Source organism: uncultured Psychrobacillus sp., assembly GCF_938022135.1.
Lineage (GTDB): Bacteria > Bacillota > Bacilli > Bacillales_A > Planococcaceae > Psychrobacillus.
On the sequence record NZ_CALIED010000067.1, the window covers coordinates 1 to 21783 of the forward strand.

Annotated in this window: 19 protein-coding genes; 14 read left to right on the plus strand and 5 right to left on the minus strand. The window is 34.3% G+C overall.

Annotated elements, in window-relative coordinates; translation table 11 throughout:
* Positions 1-389: 389 nt before the first annotated feature.
* The 4 genes from Q0371_RS13045 (at position 390) to Q0371_RS13060 (ending at position 7194) form a co-directional block, all read left to right on the plus strand.
* A complete protein-coding gene (locus tag Q0371_RS13045) occupies positions 390-3449 on the plus strand; it encodes an efflux RND transporter permease subunit (RefSeq protein WP_298471814.1) in 3060 nt (1019 codons plus the stop codon).
* A gap of 181 nt (positions 3450-3630) precedes the next feature.
* Positions 3631-4719 carry an SDR family oxidoreductase gene (locus Q0371_RS13050; protein ID WP_298471817.1) on the plus strand — a complete coding sequence of 363 codons (1089 nt, stop codon included), beginning with the start codon at positions 3631-3633 and terminating at the stop codon, positions 4717-4719.
* Positions 4720-4944: 225 nt separating this feature from the next.
* Positions 4945-5715: a TerC family protein gene (locus tag Q0371_RS13055; RefSeq protein ID WP_169358884.1), complete on the plus strand. Its 771-nt coding sequence runs from the start codon at positions 4945-4947 to the stop codon at positions 5713-5715.
* Positions 5716-5841: 126 nt separating this feature from the next.
* The gene (locus tag Q0371_RS13060; RefSeq protein ID WP_169358885.1) at positions 5842-7194 is read left to right on the plus strand and encodes a TrkH family potassium uptake protein; all 1353 of its coding nucleotides are present in this window, start codon (positions 5842-5844) and stop codon (positions 7192-7194) included.
* Positions 7195-7426: 232 nt separating this feature from the next.
* Here the strand turns inward: Q0371_RS13060 and Q0371_RS13065 are convergent, their stop codons facing one another.
* A complete protein-coding gene (locus Q0371_RS13065) occupies positions 7427-9187 on the minus strand; it encodes a B12-binding domain-containing radical SAM protein (RefSeq protein ID WP_298471823.1) in 1761 nt (586 codons plus the stop codon).
* A gap of 174 nt (positions 9188-9361) precedes the next feature.
* On the opposite strand from Q0371_RS13065, the gene Q0371_RS13070 reads away from it, so the two are divergent.
* Positions 9362-10417, plus strand: coding sequence for an ATP-binding protein (locus tag Q0371_RS13070; protein WP_169358887.1), 1056 nt, complete (start codon positions 9362-9364; stop codon positions 10415-10417).
* Between the two features lie 75 nt (positions 10418-10492).
* On the plus strand, positions 10493-10936 hold the full coding sequence (locus tag Q0371_RS13075; RefSeq protein WP_298471828.1) for a MarR family transcriptional regulator: 444 nt from the start codon (positions 10493-10495) through the stop codon (positions 10934-10936).
* Between the two features lie 36 nt (positions 10937-10972).
* Here the strand turns inward: Q0371_RS13075 and Q0371_RS13080 are convergent, their stop codons facing one another.
* The 3 genes from Q0371_RS13080 to Q0371_RS13090 all read right to left on the minus strand — a co-directional run bounded on the left by Q0371_RS13080 (position 10973) and on the right by Q0371_RS13090 (position 12536).
* Positions 10973-11566 carry a hypothetical protein gene (locus Q0371_RS13080; protein ID WP_169358889.1) on the minus strand — a complete coding sequence of 198 codons (594 nt, stop codon included), beginning with the start codon at positions 11564-11566 and terminating at the stop codon, positions 10973-10975.
* A 43-nt stretch (positions 11567-11609) separates the two neighbouring features.
* Positions 11610-12221, minus strand: coding sequence for a type II CAAX endopeptidase family protein (locus Q0371_RS13085; RefSeq protein WP_169358890.1), 612 nt, complete (start codon positions 12219-12221; stop codon positions 11610-11612).
* 126 nt (positions 12222-12347) lie between these two features.
* Positions 12348-12536 (minus strand): DUF2187 family protein, encoded by a 189-nt coding sequence (locus Q0371_RS13090; RefSeq protein WP_144537802.1) that lies wholly within the window; start codon positions 12534-12536, stop codon positions 12348-12350.
* 218 nt (positions 12537-12754) lie between these two features.
* On the opposite strand from Q0371_RS13090, the gene Q0371_RS13095 reads away from it, so the two are divergent.
* The 7 genes from Q0371_RS13095 (at position 12755) to Q0371_RS13125 (ending at position 18855) form a co-directional block, all read left to right on the plus strand.
* Positions 12755-12943, plus strand: a complete 189-nt coding sequence (locus Q0371_RS13095) for a hypothetical protein (protein WP_298471831.1) — start codon at positions 12755-12757, stop codon at positions 12941-12943.
* A 113-nt stretch (positions 12944-13056) separates the two neighbouring features.
* Positions 13057-13233 (plus strand): aspartyl-phosphate phosphatase Spo0E family protein, encoded by a 177-nt coding sequence (locus Q0371_RS13100; RefSeq protein ID WP_169358892.1) that lies wholly within the window; start codon positions 13057-13059, stop codon positions 13231-13233.
* 19 nt (positions 13234-13252) lie between these two features.
* Positions 13253-14191, plus strand: a complete 939-nt coding sequence (locus Q0371_RS13105; RefSeq protein WP_298471834.1) for a MoxR family ATPase — start codon at positions 13253-13255, stop codon at positions 14189-14191.
* Positions 14191-15348 carry a DUF58 domain-containing protein gene (locus Q0371_RS13110; protein WP_298471837.1) on the plus strand — a complete coding sequence of 386 codons (1158 nt, stop codon included), beginning with the start codon at positions 14191-14193 and terminating at the stop codon, positions 15346-15348. The genes Q0371_RS13105 and Q0371_RS13110 overlap by 1 nt, the downstream gene beginning before the upstream one ends.
* The gene (locus Q0371_RS13115) at positions 15338-16579 is read left to right on the plus strand and encodes a DUF4129 domain-containing protein (RefSeq protein WP_298471839.1); all 1242 of its coding nucleotides are present in this window, start codon (positions 15338-15340) and stop codon (positions 16577-16579) included. Before Q0371_RS13110 ends, Q0371_RS13115 begins: the two co-directional genes overlap by 11 nt.
* Before the next feature lie 433 nt (positions 16580-17012).
* Positions 17013-17882, plus strand: coding sequence for an NAD(P)-dependent oxidoreductase (locus Q0371_RS13120; protein ID WP_298471842.1), 870 nt, complete (start codon positions 17013-17015; stop codon positions 17880-17882).
* A 67-nt stretch (positions 17883-17949) separates the two neighbouring features.
* The gene (locus Q0371_RS13125) at positions 17950-18855 is read left to right on the plus strand and encodes a chemotaxis protein (RefSeq protein WP_298471845.1); all 906 of its coding nucleotides are present in this window, start codon (positions 17950-17952) and stop codon (positions 18853-18855) included.
* A 180-nt stretch (positions 18856-19035) separates the two neighbouring features.
* Here the strand turns inward: Q0371_RS13125 and Q0371_RS13130 are convergent, their stop codons facing one another.
* On the minus strand, positions 19036-19503 hold the full coding sequence (locus Q0371_RS13130; RefSeq protein ID WP_169358898.1) for a YkyB family protein: 468 nt from the start codon (positions 19501-19503) through the stop codon (positions 19036-19038).
* A 202-nt stretch (positions 19504-19705) separates the two neighbouring features.
* Here Q0371_RS13130 and Q0371_RS13135 point away from each other — a divergent pair, with 202 nt between their 5' ends.
* Positions 19706-21739: an EAL domain-containing protein gene (locus tag Q0371_RS13135; protein WP_298471847.1), complete on the plus strand. Its 2034-nt coding sequence runs from the start codon at positions 19706-19708 to the stop codon at positions 21737-21739.
* Positions 21740-21783: the final 44 nt, after the last annotated feature.

Consider the following 21783-nt stretch of genomic DNA (forward strand, 5'->3'; position numbering starts at 1 on the left):
TACTCTCTGATCTAAGATTTCTTTGCATCATAAATCAACCCTACCCTTTAACATAACTTTTTTATTAAAAACGAGAGAATTTGATTTCTATATGGGAAGAAATGATAAATTAAAGAATTACATTCTCATTGGGGTGAGTGAAATCGTGGTATTTTTAACTTATATAACTGGAGAGCTACCCGTTCTAACCATCATCGGCTGTGTATGAAAGGGGAAGTAGTTCGTAATTAACGTTATTAGTTGTTTCTGCACATTTCTACGGCATAGAAAAAAGTTATACAATTGTTATATTCTCTTTATTTATCCAGCCCTAAGCAATAATAAAATTTGAACTCTTACGTCATAGAGCATATGATATAAATAGCGAAAGTAAAGGTGGTTCCCTGTATATGAAAATTAGTGGTTTCTCTATAAAAAGACCTGTATTTACTACTGTAATTATGTTTTTAGTAGTTATATTAGGAGCTGTTTCTTTTTTTAAAATTCCAATCACATTGATCCCAGAGTTAAATCCTCCAATCGGCGTTGTTGTAACTAACTATCCTGGTGCTGGGCCAATAGAGGTAGATGAAAAAATAACCAAACCATTAGAAACTTCTTTAAGTACCTTACCTGGTATTAAGTCAATCAGTAGTACCTCTCAAGAAAGCGCTAATTTTATTTTATTAGAATTTGATTGGTCTACAGATATGGATGATGTTCAATTGGACATCATGCAACGAATAGATTTAGTGCCCGTACCTACTGGAGCAGATAAACCAAGATTTTTAAAATTTGATCCTGCACAGTTTCCAGTCATTCAGTTATCACTAAGAGCTGCTGATGATGGACAAGATATTCGATTGATAGCAAAAGAACTAGAGAAGGAATTAATCAGCACAGAGGGTGTAGCAAGTGTTAATATATCTGGCTCACTTGTCGAAGAAGTGCAGATATTATTAGATCAAAACAAATTAATTCAAAATGGACTAACTCAAAGTGATATTGTCCAGCTAATTCAAGCGAATAATATTTCTCTTCCTGGAGATCCAATAGAAACAGAGGAAAAGATGTCCTTAACTACTCGAATTATGAGCTCATTAACCTCTGTTGAAGAAATACAAAATTTGGTTATTACTGTTAACCCAATTGATGGTTCGCAAATAACTATTTCTGATGTGGCAACAGTTCAGTTAGCAGAACAAGAGACAGATAGTGAAACAAGAGCCAATGAAGAGCCGGCTGTTCTCTTGTCTGTGCTCCAAGAATCTAGTGCAAATACTGCACAAGTATCTACAGCCTTTCAAGAAGCTTTAGACAAGCAGCTAGAAAAAGAGGAATATAAGGGAGTTACAGCGGATATTCTTTTTGATCAAGGGGATTACGTCAAGCTGGCCATCAACAATATTGGAACCACTTTAGTAACAGGTGGTTTATTGGCAATGGTAGTTTTGTTCGTGTTCTTAAAAGGCATTAGAAGTCCAATTATTATTGGTGTGGCAATTCCATATTCCGTTATTGTGACATTTTTACTGATGTACTTTGCTGGTTTTTCTTTAAATATAATGACGCTCGGAGCACTTGCATTGGGAATTGGGATGCTAGTTGATAATTCAATTGTTGTTATCGAGAATATCGAAAGGCATCTCGGTTTAGGAAAAGACCCTAAAGCTGCAGCTTTAATAGGAACAAAAGAAGTAAGTGGAGCAATTACAGCCTCTACTTTAACAACTGTAGCAGTATTTATACCTGTAATTTTCCTTTCAGGACTTATTGGCCAGATATTTACCGAATTTGCGTTAACTATTTCGTTTAGTCTTATTGCTTCACTTTTTGTTGCACTCACTGTCATACCTATGATGGCTAGCAGAATGTTAAAAAAACCAAAAGGAGATCTAGAAGCGAGAAGACGAAGATCAAAGGCTTACAACAATTTGGAGAAGTCAATCAAGTGGTCTTTAGGTCATCGAGCTTTAGTTCTTACTATGACCTTAGCTTTACTAATTATTTCTGTATTTGGTATTTTACGTGTAGGTACTGAATTTTTACCTCCTACGGATGAAGGCTTTGCTTCTATTAGTGTAAGGCTACCAAATGGTTCATCGTTTACATCTACAAATGAAGTAGTAGACGAGATAGAGAATATATTGCAGAAACAGAAGGATGTAGATGTCTATGTAAGCTTTGTAGGCGGAAGTCAAGAGGGCATGTCTCGAGGTACTTCTAGATCTAACATCGCAGAAATCTCTGTGAAACTAAAACCGCTTGATGAACGAAGTCAATCAACATTTGAATTTGTAGATAAAGTACAGCCTAAAATAGCACAAGCAATAGGAGAAAGAGCAGAGATAAACTTTAATGTTCAAACAGCATCAGGCTCCTCACCTAATGTGGTATCTTTCAATATTTCCTCCGCTGATAAAGATATATTAAACCAAGCCGTTGCTGATTTGCAGGCTGATTTAGAAAAAATAAAAGGCGTCACTAAGGTCAACAATGACATTATTTCTACCGTAGAAGAAGTACAAATGATTGTTAAGCGTGATGCAGCAACTGAACTAGGCCTCGCTCCTGCTCAAGTAGCTCAAATGGTTAACAATGTAACGAGAGGCGTGTTAGCTTCCCAAATAATCTCGGAAGACAATGAAGTTTACGGAGTTTACGTTAAATATAACGAGTCAGACCGGGAAAATATTGAAACCTTAAAGCAATTAAAACTGCGTACTCCATCAGGTCAATTTGTTAACCTTGAGGATGTTGCAAGTATAGAGGTTGCTGAGGGACCAGTAGCTATACGTAGCTTAAACCAGGCTAGCGCGGTTGCATTTTCTGTTAAGTATGAATCAGAAAATACGCTAGGAGATATGTCCGAACAAATTGATCAAGTAATAGAGAATCAAAATTTTAACGATAAAGTGCAGGTCAATTTTGGTGGAGACAGAGAGTTGATGGATAATGCCAAAAATGATATGATTTTGGCTGTTTTATTGGCGATCGTCTTAGTATTTATCGTAATGGCAGCTCAGTTTGAATCTTATAAATATCCGTTTGTAATCATGTTTACTGTACCGTTAATCGTGATAGGTATTGGGATTGTCTTATTCATTACTAATACTCCTATTAGTGTTTCCGCTGTCATAGGGATATTAATACTTGTTGGAATTGTGGTGAATAATGGGATTGTATTAGTAGATTACATTAACCAGCGTAAAGCAGATGGCTTTTCATCCTTCGAGGCAATTACGACTTCCGTTCGGGATAGAGTACGTCCGATACTAATGACAGCTCTAACGACAATATTAGGTTTAATTCCATTGGCCCTAGGAATTGGAGAGGGAACAGAAATAAATCAACCAATGGCTTTAACTGTAATTGGTGGTTTAGTTGCTTCGACTTTACTAACGTTATTTGTAGTGCCAATCATCTATAGTCTAGTGGACAAAGAGACAAGAAAAATAAAATCATCTTAAATAAGAAAAGCTCCGATAATTTACATACTGTAAAATTTCGGAGCTTTATTTTTGTATACATTGGTTTGGTTTAAGGCACTAGAATCTAATAGAATATCGTATAACACCTTTTCCGATTCAAGTTTATGTATGCGCATTTAGAGGTCTTTAGTATAATCAAAAAAAGGGGATGATTACCAATATGTCTAATGCATTGATTACAGGTTTTCCAGGGTTTTTGTCGAAAAATATCATAAAGGAACTACGTCATCAAAATCGATATTCCACTATTTATGTTCTAGTTCTTCCTAACCTAGTTCAAAAAGCTGAACAGGTAATAAGTGAAATTTACGAGGACGGAATAACTAACCAATCGATTATTGTGGTGAAAGGGGATATTACACTATCAAATGCAGGGCTTGAAAATGAAACAATTAACAACTTAAAGCAAGAAATAAATGATGTATGGCATTTAGCAGCTATTTATGACTTAGCTGTTCCAAAGGAAATTGCCTGGAAGGTTAATGTGGAAGGAACTAAATTATTTAATGAGTTAGTTCTTAAACTTCCAAATATAAAAAGGTATATGTATTTTAGCACGGCTTATGTGGCAGGGAAAAGAGAAGGTAAGCTACTGGAGACGGAACTTATTAAACCCCCTGGATTTAAAAATCATTATGAGGAAACAAAATACGAGGCAGAAGTACTTGTAAACAACTTAAAAAGCCAACTGCCACTTACCATTATTAGACCAGGGATTGTAAGGGGACATTCCATCACAGGAGAAACGATTAAGTTTGATGGGCCATACTTTTTTATAAACATGATTAACAGATTGAAACGATTACCTATAATACCTTATCTCGGTAAGTCCACGTCTTTTATTAATGTAGTACCATCTGATTACATAACGAAAGCCTCCATATATTGCTGTTTTGATGAAGAAGCAGAAGGGAAGACTATTCATTTAACCGATCCAAAGCCTTATCCAGTTGAAGAGGTATATAGAGCTTTTGTTAGAGAAGTTACAGGGAAATATCCTAAGGGGAGAATACCATTAGCATTAGCAAAGGGATCTGTTAGCTTATTACCTATAAGAAAGTTCCTGCAGGTGGAAAAAGAAACATTAGATTATCTCACTTGGAATTCTTCTTTTGATACAACAAATGCTGAAAAAATTCTAAGTAAAGGGGAGATAAATTGTCCTGATTTTATAGAATCGATACCTTCCATGGTTCGTTTTTACAACAAATACAAAGACGATCCAACCTATCATATTTCCATTAAATAATTATGCTTTACTAATCACTTAAATGTTGTTATTATAGACATATAAATAAATAGACTCTTGACGTTCGTCAAAGGGGAGTAGCTATAGGGAAACCTATTTCATAGTCGTCATTACATGGCTTTTGCCATCGGTTATGATAGCACATTAATTTTTAATTTGCTTAGCAAGACCTTTGCCTTTTTTTAGGCAGGGGTCTTTTTATATTTCAAAGGAGGATATATTTTTATGGATTATGGAATTTTGTTAGAGTATGGATGGGTTTTACTTGTCCTAGTAGGACTGGAAGGCTTGCTAGCTGCCGATAACGCAGTAGTAATGGCAGTAATGGTTAAGCACTTACCGAAGGCCCAACAAAAAAAGGCTCTGTTTTACGGTCTATTAGGAGCTTTTGTTTTTAGATTTGCAGCTTTATTTATGATTACGTTTTTAGTTAACATTTGGCAAGTGCAGGCACTAGGTGCTGCTTATCTGTTATTTATCTCGATTAAACATATTTACGATCAACGTAAAAAACCAGGTCCGCATATTGAAACGGATGGCTTAGAAGAAAATGCAAAAGGTTCAGGATTCTGGATGACTGTATTAAAAGTTGAATTAGCTGATATCGCGTTTGCAATCGACTCTATGTTAGCAGCAGTTGCAATTGCTGTAACGTTGCCATATTGGGGAGACTTTGAAATTGGTGGAATTAACGGTGGACAGTTTGCAGTAATGTTCATTGGTGGAGTTATTGGGCTAGTTATTATGCGTTTTGCTGCTCATAAATTTGTTCAATTACTTGAAAAATATCCTTCATTAGAAACAGCAGCATTTTTAATAGTAGGCTGGGTAGGGGTTAAGTTAACTGTATTAACACTATCTCATCCAAGCGTAGCTATACTTGATGAGCATTTCCCACATTCAACTGGGTGGAAATTGACTTTCTGGGTTGTTTTACTAGTAATCGCTATTGGTGGGTATTTACTTGGTGTAGCCAAAAACAAAAAGACTGCTTAATTTTAGTAAATGTATAATGATTTAGTTAAAAGTATGAAAAGATAGTATTGTTACTGCTATCTTTTTATACTTTTTTTTTTTACAATGATTTAATAGGCTCTCTTTAACTTGAAAGGAACATATTAAATGAAAAACTATACATTTAAAGCGAAATATAAAATGACACCGGCTCAAATAATTGTTTCTTATTATTTTATTGCCATTGCTATTTCAGTTATTCTACTTCGCTTACCGGGAGTTCATAGGCCAGGTGTGAAAGTAGACTTTATTGATAGCTTGTTTACAGCAGTTAGCGCCGTTAGTGTAACAGGTCTAACAACTATAAGCATTGTAGATACATATACTATTTTTGGGTATATCATGCTTATTCTAATTCTCCAGCTTGGAGGAATTGGAATAATGTCTTTAGGAACATTTATTTGGCTTGTGGTTGGTAGAAGAATTGGTTTAAGGGAAAGGCAGTTAATCATGGTTGACCACAACCAGTCTAAAATGTCGGGTGCTGTAATGCTTATAAAGGAAATTATTAAAATTCTCTTATTCATTCAATTGCTTGGTTCAATAATACTGACCGTTTACTTTACGCAATACTACGATACGTTTAAACAAGCATTGTTACATGGAGTGTTTACTTCTGTTTCTGCTACTACTAATGCCGGTTTTGATATAACAGGTGAATCCTTAGTTCCTTATCATCATGATTACTTTGTTCTAATCATCACGAGTATAATGATTGTATTTGGTGCGATTGGCTTTCCTGTTTTAATTGAGGTAAAAGAATTTCTTTCCAATAAAAATAAAAATTTTAGATTTTCATTATTTACGAAGCTCACTACTTTAACGTATGGGGCCCTATTAATTATAGGAACAGTGATGATTTTTTTACTTGAATTATTTAATACTCTTAAGGATCTACCTTGGCATGAGAAATTCTTCACTGCTTTTTTTCATTCAGTATCAACTCGGTCTGCGGGGCTAACTACTGTGGACATCAATATGTTTAACGAAGGAACTAATCTTTTTATGAGTGCACTCATGTTTATTGGTGCTTCTCCTAGCTCAGTAGGAGGAGGAATACGGACAACTACCTTTGCACTTGCAATCTTGTTTCTAATAAACTTTTCTAGAGGCAAAGAAAATATACAAATATTTAATCGTGAAATTCATCTACTCGATATTTATAGGGCCTTTGCAGTATTTGTTTTAGCTATCCTGATGGTCTTTGCTGCAACAATTATATTATCGGTTTCGGAACCGGGTGTTCCAGTAGCATCCCTACTATTTGAAATAACCTCTGCGTTTGGTACATGTGGTATGTCGCTTGGGGTGACAGAGAACCTATCTTCCTTCGGAAAGCTAGTCATCATGCTCCTCATGTTTATAGGAAGAGTTGGTTTAATATCCTTCCTATTTACACTAGGAGGTAAGCGAAAAATTACCAAATACCATTATCCAAAGGAACGTGTAATTATTGGGTAATTAAAACTGCTTTTGAATAACTGCTAATCATTCTTACACAACACGGTGACTAAGCTTGTGGAAAGAGATAACCGATCAAGTAACCCTCTTGTAAACCAAAGTAGAAACAAAAGCTATGAGGAAACAATAGAAGCCCCAGAATTTACCGAATGGTAAAATTTCTGGGGCTTCTGAAATTTTAAAGTGGACTAATCAGCCTTCTACTAATTTCTGGGATGAAATTTGGTGATTATTAATTCGTTACTATTATATTTTCTTTTGGTTGCAAAAAGAAGAATTGTGGAGCTTCTCCGTTTTGGAATGCAGTCAGTAAGAACCCATTATCTTCTTTGATGATTCCTTGCTCAAACAAATCCACATTAACAGTAATCGGTGTGATAAATGTCTGCTTGTACAATTCTCGTTCTGATAAATTTAAGCGTGAAAAGTCTACTCCAGCAATCGAGGGATCCTCTATTAGTAGCTTATAAATCGCAGACTGAGTTTCTTTGTTTAAATCATTATTCCACCAAGGCTTCCTTGGTTGGAATTTTTGTTTTGATAAATAATCTAGTTTCATAACAGACTTAATAGTTGCTAAAGGAATATTTTCTAATTGTTCTAGGAAAGCAAAAAGACGAGTATATAGGTCCTCTAGCTGATGACCAATTCTAGACCAATTTCTTTCTTCCCAATAGGTACCGAATTGTTGGAAAAAGTCGAAAGGTGTTTCAAATACATGCTCAAATAGAAATTCTAATGTTTGGTCCATTCTATGTGCATTCCAATACTTTTCAAGAACGTCTTCCACTTGCTTAATACGTAAAATATCATGAAAGCTTAATACATTATTAGAGAAAATTTCATATGGTGCCTGGTCTACATACACATAACCATACTTTTTTGCTTCGACTCGCAATCCTGTACCTCTTAAAAGCTTCAAAAAGCCTAGTTGTAACTCTTCGGGACGCATTTCAAAAACTTCATTGAAAGTATTTCGGAAGGAATGATAATCCTCTTCTGGTAACCCAGCGATTAAATCTAAATGCTGATCGATTTTTCCACCGCTTTTAACCATAGTAACTGTTCTTTTCAATTTTTCAAAGTTCTGTCTGCGTTTAACTAACTCATTCGTCAAATCGTTGGTAGATTGAACACCAATTTCGAAACGGAAAAGACCAGCTGGAGCATTTTCATTTAAAAATTGAATAACTTCTGGTCGCATAATATCAGCTGTTATTTCAAATTGAAAAACAACTCCTGGTAAATGTTCGTCGATTAGGAATTGAAACATTTCCATTGCATAACTTCTACTAATATTGAATGTACGATCAACGAATTTTATCGTTTTTGCACCATTTTGCATTAAGAATCGGATATCCTCTTTAACTTTTTCACGATTAAAATATCGAACACCAACTTCAATAGAAGAGAGGCAGAATTGACAAGAAAAAGGACACCCTCTACTAGTCTCAACGTAGACAATACGTTTAGAAAGATTGGGTAAATCTTCTTCAAAACGATATGGAGAAGGAGATTCACGTAAATCTAATTTTGGAGGTAGCGGATTTAGAATAAATTTGTCGTTTTGTACATATGCTAGTCCAGGTACTTCTTTTAACTCTTTCTTTTTGGAAAGGAAGTCTAATGTTTCCTTGAAAGTCTGTTCACCTTCACCAACTACGATATAGTCAATTTCTGTCACATTACGGAGCCAAACATTCGTGTCATAGGAAACTTCGGGACCGCCTAAAATAATAGTTATGGAAGGATCTACTGTTTTTAACATCTTGATTACTTTAATTGTTTCTTCAATGTTCCAAATGTAACAGCTAAAACCTACTACATTCGGTTTTTTTTGGTACAAATCAGCTACTATATTAAAAGTTGGATCTTTTATAGTATATTCAACAATAAGGGGGGAATAGTCAGGTGCTGCTGCAGCCTTTAAACAGCGCAATGCCAAATTCGTATGGATAAACTTTGCATTTAATGTGGTTAATATTATATTCATTTTCTTAACTCCTTTAGTTTTGCATAACTATTGTAACAGTGAATATTCATGTCGACAATATGGTCAAAAATAACCATATCCAGAATAATAAAAGTGTGGAATAATCAGAATTAATCAATAATTTAAAAATTTGAATTGTTTATTCTCAGATTCTTATGAGAGGTTGGGTGCAAAATGTTAGCAGAATACGAGTACAAACAAAGGTTTGAACAGGTTTTCCAACTCTTTTCAAGTGGATTAATATTTATAAGTGATGAAGGAGAAGTATTAGACGCTAATCCATATATAGAAAAAGTGTTAGAGATAGAACGAGAAGAATTGCTTAAAATGAACTCTAATACACTTTTAAATATGTTCTCTCTCACAGGAGCTTCTAGAAAGACATTTCTACAGAATTTAGCTTCAAAAGGACAAGCAGAATTTTTTAGTGAATTTCAAACATATATGGGTGACAATAGGTATCTGCATTTGATTGTATCTAAACAGAGTGAATCCAATCTATTTCTCATGGAAATTCATGACGAATCAGAAAAAATGTTTATGAGGAAGCGCCTGAATCATAACGAATCGTTAAGTACTCTAGGACAACTTGCGGCAAGTATCGCTCATGAAATACGTAATCCCATGACATCTTTAAAGGGATTCACACAGTTGTTACTAAAAACTGCTAATGAAGACGGAAAAAGATACTTGGATGTTATTGATCATGAGATACAAAGAATGGAAGAAATATTGACAGAATTTCTTCAAGTTTCAAAGCCGAGCAACAAAGAGTACACCTACTTCGAAATTGACCAGCTCATAACAGAGGTAGCTAGTTTCATGACTCCTCAATCGCTTATGAAAGCAATTGAAATTAATATTACTAATGAATTATATACAAACATTAGAGTATTGGGAAATAGAAACCTTTTAAAACAGGTTTTTATAAATGTCATAAAAAATGCTATTGAATCTATGGTAAAAAGTGGTAAAATAGATATTAGATTATCTTTGTCTTGTGATGGATTTGTAAGTATTAAAGTAAAAGATGAGGGGAATGGAATTGGAGAAGAAGAATTAGCTAATATTTTCAAGCCATTCTTCACAACTAAATCGACAGGGACTGGGCTTGGATTATCTCATGCCTATGAAGTTATGGAGGCTCATGGCGGTAAAATAGAGGTTGAGAGTATGGTTGGAAATGGAACGATCTTTAATTTCCTACTTCCCTTACAAGTAGCTTCCTAAGCTATTTTGACAATCTATTAGTCTGACCTATATAATGATTGTTAATGTAATTTAATATAGGTGAGGATGACGACAATGACCAATGACTTATCGAGTAGTGCTTTGAAGTTATTTATAGTACTTTCCCGTGCTCATAAAGTAATACATGAATGTACCAATCATTTCTTTCAAGAAAATGGGTTAAATCCAACTGAATTTGCGGTATTAGAGCTTTTATTCCATAAAGGAAAGCAACCCTTGCAACAAATAGGAAATAAGATATTACTCGCTAGTGGATCTATTACTTATGTAGTAGATAAGCTTGAGGGTCGTGGCTTTATAAAGCGGGTATCCAGCGATACAGATCGAAGAGTTACCTATGCGGAAATAACAGAAGAAGGCTCAGAGTTTATGAAAGAATTATTTCCACGTCATGAGCAGCAGTTAGTAGAATTAATGAGTATCTTGACAGAAGATGAAAAAAAAGATGCTATAGAATTAATAAAGAAGCTTGGTCTGTCCATTAAAAAATTATCTTAAGAACTTCGAGCCATAGTACGGCCCGAAGTTTTTATTTTAATTGATTTTAATAGTGTTTGCCATTTTTATGAAATCTTCAATAGCAGGCGATTCTGCTGTATCAAAAACTGTTAATTTTACTCCTAAGCCATCTTGCAGGAATGTGTAGCCATAGACATTATTGCCATCTGGAATTTCTGCTTTATACGACTTTACATCTTCTATTTGTTTCCCAGAAGGGACAATTGAGTTATCAGTGATTTCAGTTACGTTGCCTTCTGAATTAGATGCTTTTACCGTCTCTACTAGCTCGTTTGTTACATCTGCCATATTAACCTCAGAGGCATTATAGACTTCTATACGCATAGATTGCTCTTCATTTTCTTTATTGAATAGCAAGTCTTTATTTGGTTCTTCTGCAGTTAATTCATAGCCATCAAGTACGGATATGGAATATTCCTGATTATCACTATCAACAGAAGTTCCGGTTGCTTCAGAACTATTTTCTTTTTCCTCTGAACCGTTAGCTTCGCTGTTGTTTGTAGAATCTGTTACTTGATCATCGTTAGATGTCTCTTTCTCTGAAGAACCACAAGCGGCAATCAAAAGGGTTAACAATAGGACAGATAGAATTGAAATTACTTTTTTCATTTATTCAGCTTCCTTTCTAGTATAGTTATGGTTTACATAATTTTCATATTAGTGGTAGCACCAGGAATAGCAGTAAAAGAAAAACAATATGGGCTACAATATTAAGTGGCATACTTTTTTTCTTTTCGTAAAGCCATCCAAAAATGATTCCTACAATAATAGCAAAAAAAACACCAATGTAGAAACCACTCACTATAAATGATGCTCCATATAAAACGGAACTAGTTAGTATAGCGAGAGTAGGAGAGAACCAATTTTTCACTGCATTTTGGATGAAGCCACGCCAGAAAAATTCTTCTCCAGGAATAATGATGAAGAACAGTAAAATGTAATGCCATAAAGCAGAAGGTGCAAATACACCAAAGAAATGAGAAACTTCTTTCGTCGCTTTAGATGGTAATAGCTCCAGTAACTGTAAGCCTAAAAAGCACAATAAGTAAGTTCCTATACCATATACTATACCCCAAAATAAATAGTTAAACGTTTTCAGCTGATCTTCTAATTTTGAAAAATAAAAAGAAGAAGCCGTTAAAAAAAGTGTTGTAAACGAATAGAAATACCAAAATACGTTTTCATTATTAAACGTAACCCAAGTAAAAACAAAAGCTAATACTAGTGATATTACTAGTCCTATAAAAAGTTTTCGATTAATCATATATGCACATCCTTACCATAGTCACAAAAAAAGAGAAGTATAGAGTTTTATGACGGTCTAGGAAAAAGAATTGCCTGTTACTTAGAAATAAAACCGTTCATCTCATGGAGAGGAACGGCATGACGTTTAATCTTCATTGCTATATAATATCTTATAACGCTTATGGTTGATTACCGTTTTTTCTTCTAGTTCAAGCTCGTTAAAGTTTTCCATATAAGTTAAATCAACTATGACAGAATTCTCGTTAACTTTTTCTACTATACCTTGAAGACCATCTTTAAACTCAATAATGTTACCGACTTCAGCGATTTTCATAGATTGTCCCATCCCCTTAAGAACATAATATAATACAGTTTGCCCTAAAAAAAGATGTACGTAAAGTATTTTTATCAAAAGTTTTAAAACTATACATTTTGACTGATTTTAAAAGTACTTTTTAATAATACATGAGGAATTCAGTTTAGGAGACATTCTATGATTTTTCAGAGGAATAGTAAACACCATTTATTTAAAATATAAGGAGATTTAAAAATATGCAATCGATAGATGAACAACTTAATGCGCTAAAAAGTGGGATGGTAGATCAAATTCACGTCACTAAGGAAGAGTTTTTAGCATTTAGAGAAGTGCTTGTAAAAAGAGAAGATTTTAAACACTTTAGTGGTAATGCAATGCAAGGTGGAGATATAATATATACTTATCTAACGCATCCAAGAAGTTAATGTGCTAATGTACATTACTTTACTTTAAATTGTCGGTATATTCAGATTAGTATAAGGGGTTTATGTATAGATAGTAGAGGGAAATATACAATTTTCAAAAGGAGAGTTTTCTAATGATGGAATCTATTCTAAAAAGGCTAGAATATACAAGAGAAAAGATGATTCAATCTGCGATAGAAAATGGTGTAACTAATAGGGAAACTATTCGATTAAGCGAAGAGCTAGATCATTTACTTAACGAGTTTCATTCCCAAGTTAAACAGCTAAGCACATCTAAACAAATCGACTAGTAAATTGGAGAAGATATGAATGGATTCAGCTTTAATCAAACTAAAAAAAGAATTGAACCAATCTATTATAGGTAGAGAAAAAGAAATCGATTTTATGCTAATGGGTTTGTTAGTTCAAGGCCATGTGCTATTAGAAAGTGTACCTGGATCTGGAAAAACAATGATGGCTAAATCTTTTGCAGAAGCCATTCAAGGAGAATTTAAACGAATACAATTTACTCCCGATGTTCTTCCTTCAGATGTAACAGGAATCAGTTACTTTCATCCTCAGAAACAGGAGTTTATTCTGCGGATGGGTCCCGTAATGAGTAATATTTTGCTTGCAGATGAAATTAATCGTGCCACTCCAAGAACTCAGTCCAGTCTTTTAGAGGCGATGGAAGAGAAACAAGTGTCAATTGATGGTGAAACTATTAAGCTACCTTATCCTTTTATGGTAATTGCTACACAAAACCCAATAGAATCACAGCAAGGTACCTTCCAGTTACCTGCTGCTCAGCTAGACCGCTTTTTATTTAAGCTTAATATTGGTTATCCAACCATGAAGGAAGAGAATTACATTTTAAAACATTTTGGTCAAGCTCCTGGAAAAGTTAAAACTAAGCAAGTGGTTACTCTTGAGAAAATTGAAGAATGGTCTAAGCAAGTAAATAATATTCAAGTTCATGAAGATATTTTTACTTACATCATACAAATTGTACAAGGCACGAGAAAACACCAGTACATAGAACTAGGGTTAAGTAGTCGAGCTTCTTTAGCTATGCTACAGGCTTCTAAAGCCCACGCCTTCATTAATGGTAGGGAGTATGTGACCCCTGACGACGTAAAGAACATCATAGATCCTGTTTGTTTGCATCGCCTTAGATTGTCCTCGCAAGGAATGCTAATCCATGAAATATCTAGTATTATGGCAGAATTGATTAAAGAAATTGAAGCACCTGTAGAGGCCAGTATATAATGACGTGGAAACGTAACGATGTAAACTATAAGTATATAAAAATATATAGGGATATATTGCTGATCAGTGGGGTATTTCTTTTTATCTTTGATCAGCATGTACTTTTCGTTATTATTATCTTTTTGTTATGTTTCGTTTTGATTCAACTGCTTTACTTTCAAAAAGTTGGTAGTGGACTTACTTTTGTAAATGAGAAAAAAAGAGTTAGATTAATGAAAGGGACTACCTCACATTTTGAGCTGACTTTTAAAAATAAAGGTATGCCGATTTGGAATGGCACCATTACAATAGCATTCCACGATTCAGTTGCTCCAGTTAGAGCCAATAATATTTCATCTTCAGGATTTTTTGAGGTGAATGTTCCTTTTTCTATTGGATACAATAAAACAGTTACGATACAAGTACCTATAGTTGGTAGTCGAAGAGGTCTTTCGAGGTTTAGAGGTATAGATATTAATATCCCTCATCCTTTAACGGAAGGTTCTATTATATTGAATTACCAACCATACATATTGATGGATGCGATGGTTTATCCAACTATCTATCCAATCAAAGAAGAATTTCTTCCTACTCGACTTAAGCCTGGAGAGCTGGAGTTAAATTCTTCTTTGTTTGTTGACCCGTTCTTCCCTATTGGTACTAGAGAATATGAACAAGGTGATCAGTTTAACCATATTCATTGGAAAGCAAGTGCAAGGACACAGCAGCTTCAAACCAAAATTTTTACAAAAGTTACTAATGTATCGGTATTATTTTTAGTTAATCTTGCAGATGGGTATAGGATGGTTCATGATTTTGAGGAGAAGATAGAGTGGCTAGCATCTAATGTGGAAGCTTGTTATAAGGCAAATGTTCCCTTTGGATTTGGCTTAAATATTCGAGCATCAGGAAAGAGACCATTTGTATTTGTTCCTTTAGGCTCTGGTGATGTACATAGACTAAATGCTTTAGAGTTACTTTCTATTTTATCGGTTAGCAATATCACTATACCATTTGAAAATATTATTAAATATATTGATAGTCATGAAGAAATGCCGGTGTCTGTTCGAGTTTTTTCTCATAATATGGAGAAGTATCATTCCATATTAACCCCATGGGAACAGAAGGCCAATGTAACATATCTGACTGAGCAAGAGGAGGGAGATTATGTTAAATAACCCCACTCAAACTTTCCCTGTACAAAAATTGTCCTATGAAAAGTACCTGAAGGATATGTGGATTGTTAGCTTGTTCTTTGTTTTATTGCTAAATGAGACTTTGGTAAGTTTGCCGTTTCTATGGATTGGTATCCAAATTTTTACCGTGTTGGTTGCCCAGTATACTTTTTCGAAGTTTGGACCTAGTTTAATCATCGCTTTTATTATTCCTTCGGTGTCATTACTTTTCCTCTTTTTATTTGGAGGTCCCTTTTGGCTATATTGTATTGGGGTTCTTATATCTGTGTGTTGCTTACATTATAGGTATAATGTTATTCAGTTGGACGAGGACAGTGATAATCCTTTTGCCTTACTGTCATTAATGGTATTTTTCTCTATCCACTTAATTTGTTTTATGCTTGTGATCGAAAATTATAAAATCTCTTTATATAGTGTCTTTATAGGAGGAGTTATTTTCTTTGTAGGGTTAAGGCTATTTAGTGTTTGGAGAAAAAGTTACAGCCATACAAAAGAATCGTTAAACCAATTTGCACTTTATTATTTAGTTGGTTTGTCCGTTATCTTTCTTTTAACTTTCTTAAGCTATTTGATTTTTAGCCCAGTGAGACAACTTTTAGGTGTGATCATCCAAGGGTTGTTTACTATTGTGATGCTGCCTTTGACACCTTTGCTCATTTTAATTGAAAAATATTTGAGTAATTTATTCAGCGAACCAGCAGAGGAAAGAGAACAGGATATTGTAGCGAATGACGGTATAATGGATGGTTTACGTCAAGATGAATCTGAAGCAATTACTTCGTCATTTCCAATAGAGTGGATCCTATTTGGGGCGTTAGGTATAGTAATACTTTTAATCGTTACTTATATTATCAAAAAGAAAATAGAATTTCCTGTGGAACAACAAGGGAATAATTTCATTTATAAAAATGATAATTTGGCTATTCAGGAGGAAGAATTATTAAAGCAAAGTACGATTTATAAAGTTGAAGCTTCATTCCTGAGAGAGCTTTACTTAGAATTTGAAAAAGAGGCAATATCATTAGGATACAATAGAGAAATGAGTGAAACTGTTAGGGAATGGTTTAAAAGAATGTCATGGGAGGTAAAAGGTGAATTTTTTTCTACTTATGAAGAAGTAAGATATGGTGGTCACATGGTAGGAGAAGAACAGGCAGATATTTTTATAGAAGAATTGGATAAAATAAAAAAATTTTTTAAAAAAGAGGTTTAAATAAATGTGAGCAGGGCATATTAATAAAGAACACAGCAACATTCTCATTTCCCCCTTTTTAAGGATCATCCACTGGATGGTCCTCTTTTTTTGTCTAAATTTATCATTTGCGTATTAGTTATTGAAATAAATTGCACTTCCCTTCTTTAAATACTTACATCTTTTAATTATGGATGTAGGGGCAGGTTGCTGATCTATTAGGATGATGCAAGGGACAGTTAAGAGACAAAACAGTTGATGATAGTTTATCGTTCGCCCGGATCATCTGCATTTCCGAAAAGAGATATAATATTTTTCTCTTTTCAATCGTCCCTGCCTTACATCAAAACCAAAATTATGAAATGGATTAATCATTAAAGTAAAATTTTAAATAAATTTGTTTTACTTTTCTGATAAACTGTATTTAATACAAATTATATTGGAGGAGTTATTTATGACGGAGCAACTCAAAATAGGTTTTATTGGCACAGGTGTAATGGGTAAAAGTATAGTTAAGCATTTACTAAAAGCAGGTCATGAGGTTAGTGTATACACAAGAACTAAGGAGAAAGCAGAGGAGTTACTTACTTTAGGAGCAAGGTGGGTATCAAAGCCTAGTGAAGCTGCTAGCAGTGTACAATACCTCTTTACCATGGTTGGCTATCCACACGATGTAGAAGAAGTTTATTTTGGAGAAGAAGGAATTTTCTCAATAGAAAACAAAGGATTAACTGTCATCGATTTAACAACATCTACACCTACTTTAGCAAAAAAAATTGACAATCGTGCTAAGGAGCTAGAGATGCAATCCCTAGATGCTCCAGTGTCGGGTGGGGATATAGGTGCTCAATTAGGAAAGCTATCCATTATGTGTGGTGGAGAGAGGGAGACCTTTGACAGTTCTTTACCAGTACTGAAGCTATTTGGTGAGACCATTCTACATGAGGGAACTGCGGGCGCTGGACAACATACTAAAATGTGTAACCAAATAACGATTGCATCTAATATGATAGGAGTCTGTGAGGCACTTACATACGGAAAGAAAGCTGGGTTGGAGTTAGAACAAGTATTAAGAGCAATTTCTACTGGTGCTGCTGGTTCTTGGTCATTAAGCAATTTAGCACCTCGAATGATTAAAGGTGATTTAGAGCCGGGATTCTTTATCAAGCATTTTGTTAAAGACATGAAAATTGCTTTGGAGGAAACAGAAAGAATGAATTTGACATTACCTGGGTTAGAGTTAGCGAAGTCATTATATGACCAATTAATAAGTGACGGATATGAGGATAAAGGTACTCAAGCACTAATAAAATTATACGAATGATATAGTAATATTTTACCTCTGTATGATACAATTGGTATAATCGTGAGTGTGGAAAGGAAGATTTTTTGTGAATGACCACAAAGGAATATTACTAGAAAGTGGAACCAATGAGTTAGAAATTGTAGAGTTTCAAGTAGGTTCAAATAGATTTGGCATTAATGTGATAAAAGTAAAGGAAATTATTCAACCTATCCCGGTAACTTTTATTCCTCTTGCACATCCGCATGTGGAAGGCATTATTCAATTACGAGGTGATGTTCTACCCGTGATAAATATGAGTAAAGTTTTAGGTTTGCCCATGCAATCTACAACTGAGCAACAAAAATATGTTGTTGCGGAATTTAATAAACAAAAGGCTGTATTTCACGTAGACAATGTAACTCAAATACATCGTATATCATGGGATCAAATAGAAAAGCCTGGTTCCCTATATCAAGGAGGATCTTCCCACGTAATAGGAGTTATTAAAAGAGACGAAGACATGCTCTTATTATTAGACTTTGAAAGAATTATTGTGGATATAAATCCTGAATCAGGAATGAGTATAGATTCGGTGAAGAAATTAGGCCCAAGAGAAAGATCTAACAAAAAAATTGTAATTGCAGAAGATTCACCTTTGTTAAGGAAATTATTGCATGATACTATGCATGAGGCGGGGTATGTAAACCTCGAGTTCTTTGAGAATGGGAAGGATACTTTAGCATACCTGGAGGAATTAGAGAAAGTCTCTCCAGATGTATCGGAACATGTTCAAATGATCGTAACCGATATTGAAATGCCGCAGATGGATGGGCATGCTTTGACAAAATCCATTAAAACCAATAGTAATTTAGCCAAACTGCCAGTAGTCATTTTTTCAAGTCTGATTACAGACGATCTTAGACACAAAGGTGACTTAGTAGGAGCAGAAGATCAAGTGAGTAAACCAGAAATTACTGAACTAGTTTTAAAAATTGATAAATATATACTGTAACAATATATAGGAATTAAAAGAGGGATTCTCAAAGCTAATGCTAGCTATGAGAATCCCTCTCCATAATATTAAATCAAATATACACTACTCAGCGTTAAAATAGGGTTAGGTAACTAGAACATTATAAGGAAGAAGAAATACACTTTTTTGACTGATAAAAGTGTTTGCTTCTACGAAATTTTATCGATCTAGGTAAGATTTCATCTTACTTGGGCGTCTATTGGAAACACGAGCAAACTTCGCAGTACAAGATGTAGAGTGATTAGTGGACTTGCTTTTAGTAGCTTTTGGAGGTCCTATATAATCGGTTAATAATTGTTTAGCCATTCTTATACTCATTTTCCTGATAGGGTTTCTATAAGTATCATCTAAATGACCGAGATGTGGTAATGTTTTAAAATCTTCTTTAACCGGAAGAAGGTGGAAATAATAGTCAGCACACTGAACTAAAACGGAGGATTGCTGTTGGCTATTTCTAGGATTACGCACAAAATGAAGACCAATTTTACTAGCTTTTTTTTCTGTAATCATTTTTTGAATAGCTAATTTTTTCAGCTCATAAAGGGGCTTGTTGTCTATAGCAGTTTTTGCATGCCTATTAACTGTATATATTGCAGTCGCTAACTGCTTGTCTGATTCAGTAGTCATAATAAGTACACTCCTTTCTTTTACTCTTACTATACATACTATCATACCAACTAATGACCTAATTGTGTACACAAATCAAAAAAATATTATATAAAAATATTTAATAGTATTTTTATTAAAAATTACCATTATTTGACGATACAAAAGAGAGTGCAGTGTGTTGATTTTGCAATATGTCTTATACGAGGCTATGGAGGCTAACATGAACAATTACGAACAGCTTAAGATGGATGATTACTTAGCAGATATGATTCATGAACAACCCAACCTGATAACTTGCCTATTGCAAAAAAAGGAAGATGGTTCTCATGTAATTATTTATACAAATAAAAGTGCCAACAAATTTTTAAAAAGTGCGATAAATTTAAATAATTTCACTCAAGAATTATGGATTCAATTAGAACCACTTTTTGGAGAAGGAGCCAAGCAGAAAGTCTTTCCTGACTTTGACATTATATTAAACGACCAAGTTTATACGTTTGATATTACAATAGCGTCAATGGGAGAAAAAACAAGAGAAATATATGGTTTGTTGATGGTTGATCAAACGGCAAAATCCCATTTTGATCCCTTATTAGAGGTTCAAGAAAAATATCATTCGTTAATAGAACACAATCTAGACACCATATTAGTTATTGACCAAGAAGGTAAAATTCAATACGCCAATAAAATAATAAACACAGTTTATGGATATAAGTCGAATGAGTTATTAAATATACCATTTGAAACATTTGTAGGAGAAGAATCTCTGTGGAGCTTCCGCAATATTATGAGCCATGTAAAGACGGGCAAAGCTACCGAAATGCAGAATTGCTTGATACAACACGAAAAAGGCCATTTTATAAGTACAGATTTAAAAGCAATTCCTATAGTAATTGGTGGAACTGTAAGTGGACTTCATATAGTTCTGCGAAATACGGTAAGTGATACAGAGGAGCAGGAGCAATTATTCTATCTTGTTTACCATGATCATTTGACGGGCTTATGGAATAGAAGAGCATTAAAAGAACACTTACATGAAAATATTAAAGACGCTCAAAAAACAAATAGTGAAATATCTATTATACGAATTGACCTTGATCGATTTAAATTAATAAATGAATCATTGGGTTATACATATGGTGATGAGTTACTAAAAAAAATTGCAGATCGTTTAAGTTTATATATTGATAAGGCGAGTAATTTATATAGGCAAAGTGGAGATGAATTTGTTTTTTTATTAAAGGGGAAAACAAAGGAAGATACTAGTGCGTTTGCGGAAAATATATTAACGGAACTTGCCAAACCGATTTATTTAGATCATCAAGAGTATTTTGGTACAGCCTCTATAGGAATATCGATGTTCCCTTATGATGGAGAAAAAAGAGATGAGTTATTGTTAAAGGCTGATCAGGCTTTATATGTGGCAAAAGATAGAGGAAGAGCTCATTATCGATATTTTCAGGAACAGATGAATTTGTCTTTTCCAAATGCAGCATTGATGGAATCACATTTAAGAAGAGCAATTGAAAAAGACGAGTTGTCTATACATTATCAGCCACAGGTCAATCTATTGACTGGTGAGATAAATTCATTCGAGGCTTTGCTACGTTGGAATAATCGCAAGTTTGGATATGTCTCTCCTATGCAATTTATCCCTCTCGCAGAAAAGTCAGGAATTATTTTCAAGCTCGGAGATTGGGTTTTGGATGAGGTTTGTAGACAGTTAAAGCAATGGCAAGATAAGGGCTTCCGAATGGCGAGAGTAGCAGTCAACATTTCACCTCAACAATTTAAACAAGATAATTTTGCTTTTAAGATTAGAGATAAAATTAAGAAATTCAATATACTTGCCTCTTCTTTAGAGGTAGAAATTACAGAAAGTGCGATGACCGACTTGCAGAATACTTTCACTATTCTAAAAGAATTGAAGGATATTGGAGTCGTTATTTCAATTGATGATTTTGGAACCGGTTATTCCTCCCTGAGTTATTTAAGAAAGTATCCAATCGACATTATAAAGATTGATCAGTCCTTTATAAAAGACATGGAAACCGACGAAAAAAGCGCTGCTATTGCAACGACGATTATTCGTTTAGCTCATAGCTTAGGCATGGAAGTAATCGCTGAAGGAGTAGAAAAAAATACCCAGGTGGAAATCTTAAAAGCAGCGAACTGTCAAAAAGCTCAAGGCTTCTTTTTTAGTCGCCCTATCCCGATAGAGGATATTAACAAATCATATATGAATTATCAATAAAAATTGTAGACCCATGAGAGAGCACAAAGCTCTTTTCTATGGGT

Excerpts from the sequence above, each read along its gene's own strand:
- Q0371_RS13095 (WP_298471831.1), top strand. The coding sequence starts at position 12,755 with ATGCAATCGATAGATGAACAACTTAATGCGCTAAAAAGTGGGATGGTA.
- Q0371_RS13110 (WP_298471837.1), top strand. The coding sequence starts at position 14,191 with ATGACGTGGAAACGTAACGATGTAAACTATAAGTATATAAAAATATAT.
- Q0371_RS13075 (WP_298471828.1), top strand. The coding sequence starts at position 10,493 with ATGACCAATGACTTATCGAGTAGTGCTTTGAAGTTATTTATAGTACTT.
- Q0371_RS13135 (WP_298471847.1), top strand. The coding sequence starts at position 19,706 with ATGAACAATTACGAACAGCTTAAGATGGATGATTACTTAGCAGATATG.
- Q0371_RS13065 (WP_298471823.1), bottom strand. The coding sequence starts at position 9,187 with ATGAATATAATATTAACCACATTAAATGCAAAGTTTATCCATACGAAT.
- Q0371_RS13130 (WP_169358898.1), bottom strand. The coding sequence starts at position 19,503 with ATGACTACTGAATCAGACAAGCAGTTAGCGACTGCAATATATACAGTT.
- Q0371_RS13050 (WP_298471817.1), top strand. The coding sequence starts at position 3,631 with ATGTCTAATGCATTGATTACAGGTTTTCCAGGGTTTTTGTCGAAAAAT.
- Q0371_RS13090 (WP_144537802.1), bottom strand. The coding sequence starts at position 12,536 with ATGAAAATCGCTGAAGTCGGTAACATTATTGAGTTTAAAGATGGTCTT.
- Q0371_RS13120 (WP_298471842.1), top strand. The coding sequence starts at position 17,013 with ATGACGGAGCAACTCAAAATAGGTTTTATTGGCACAGGTGTAATGGGT.
- Q0371_RS13085 (WP_169358890.1), bottom strand. The coding sequence starts at position 12,221 with ATGATTAATCGAAAACTTTTTATAGGACTAGTAATATCACTAGTATTA.
- Q0371_RS13100 (WP_169358892.1), top strand. The coding sequence starts at position 13,057 with ATGATGGAATCTATTCTAAAAAGGCTAGAATATACAAGAGAAAAGATG.
- Q0371_RS13055 (WP_169358884.1), top strand. The coding sequence starts at position 4,945 with ATGGATTATGGAATTTTGTTAGAGTATGGATGGGTTTTACTTGTCCTA.
- Q0371_RS13080 (WP_169358889.1), bottom strand. The coding sequence starts at position 11,566 with ATGAAAAAAGTAATTTCAATTCTATCTGTCCTATTGTTAACCCTTTTG.
- Q0371_RS13115 (WP_298471839.1), top strand. The coding sequence starts at position 15,338 with ATGTTAAATAACCCCACTCAAACTTTCCCTGTACAAAAATTGTCCTAT.
- Q0371_RS13060 (WP_169358885.1), top strand. The coding sequence starts at position 5,842 with ATGAAAAACTATACATTTAAAGCGAAATATAAAATGACACCGGCTCAA.
- Q0371_RS13045 (WP_298471814.1), top strand. The coding sequence starts at position 390 with ATGAAAATTAGTGGTTTCTCTATAAAAAGACCTGTATTTACTACTGTA.
- Q0371_RS13105 (WP_298471834.1), top strand. The coding sequence starts at position 13,253 with ATGGATTCAGCTTTAATCAAACTAAAAAAAGAATTGAACCAATCTATT.
- Q0371_RS13070 (WP_169358887.1), top strand. The coding sequence starts at position 9,362 with ATGTTAGCAGAATACGAGTACAAACAAAGGTTTGAACAGGTTTTCCAA.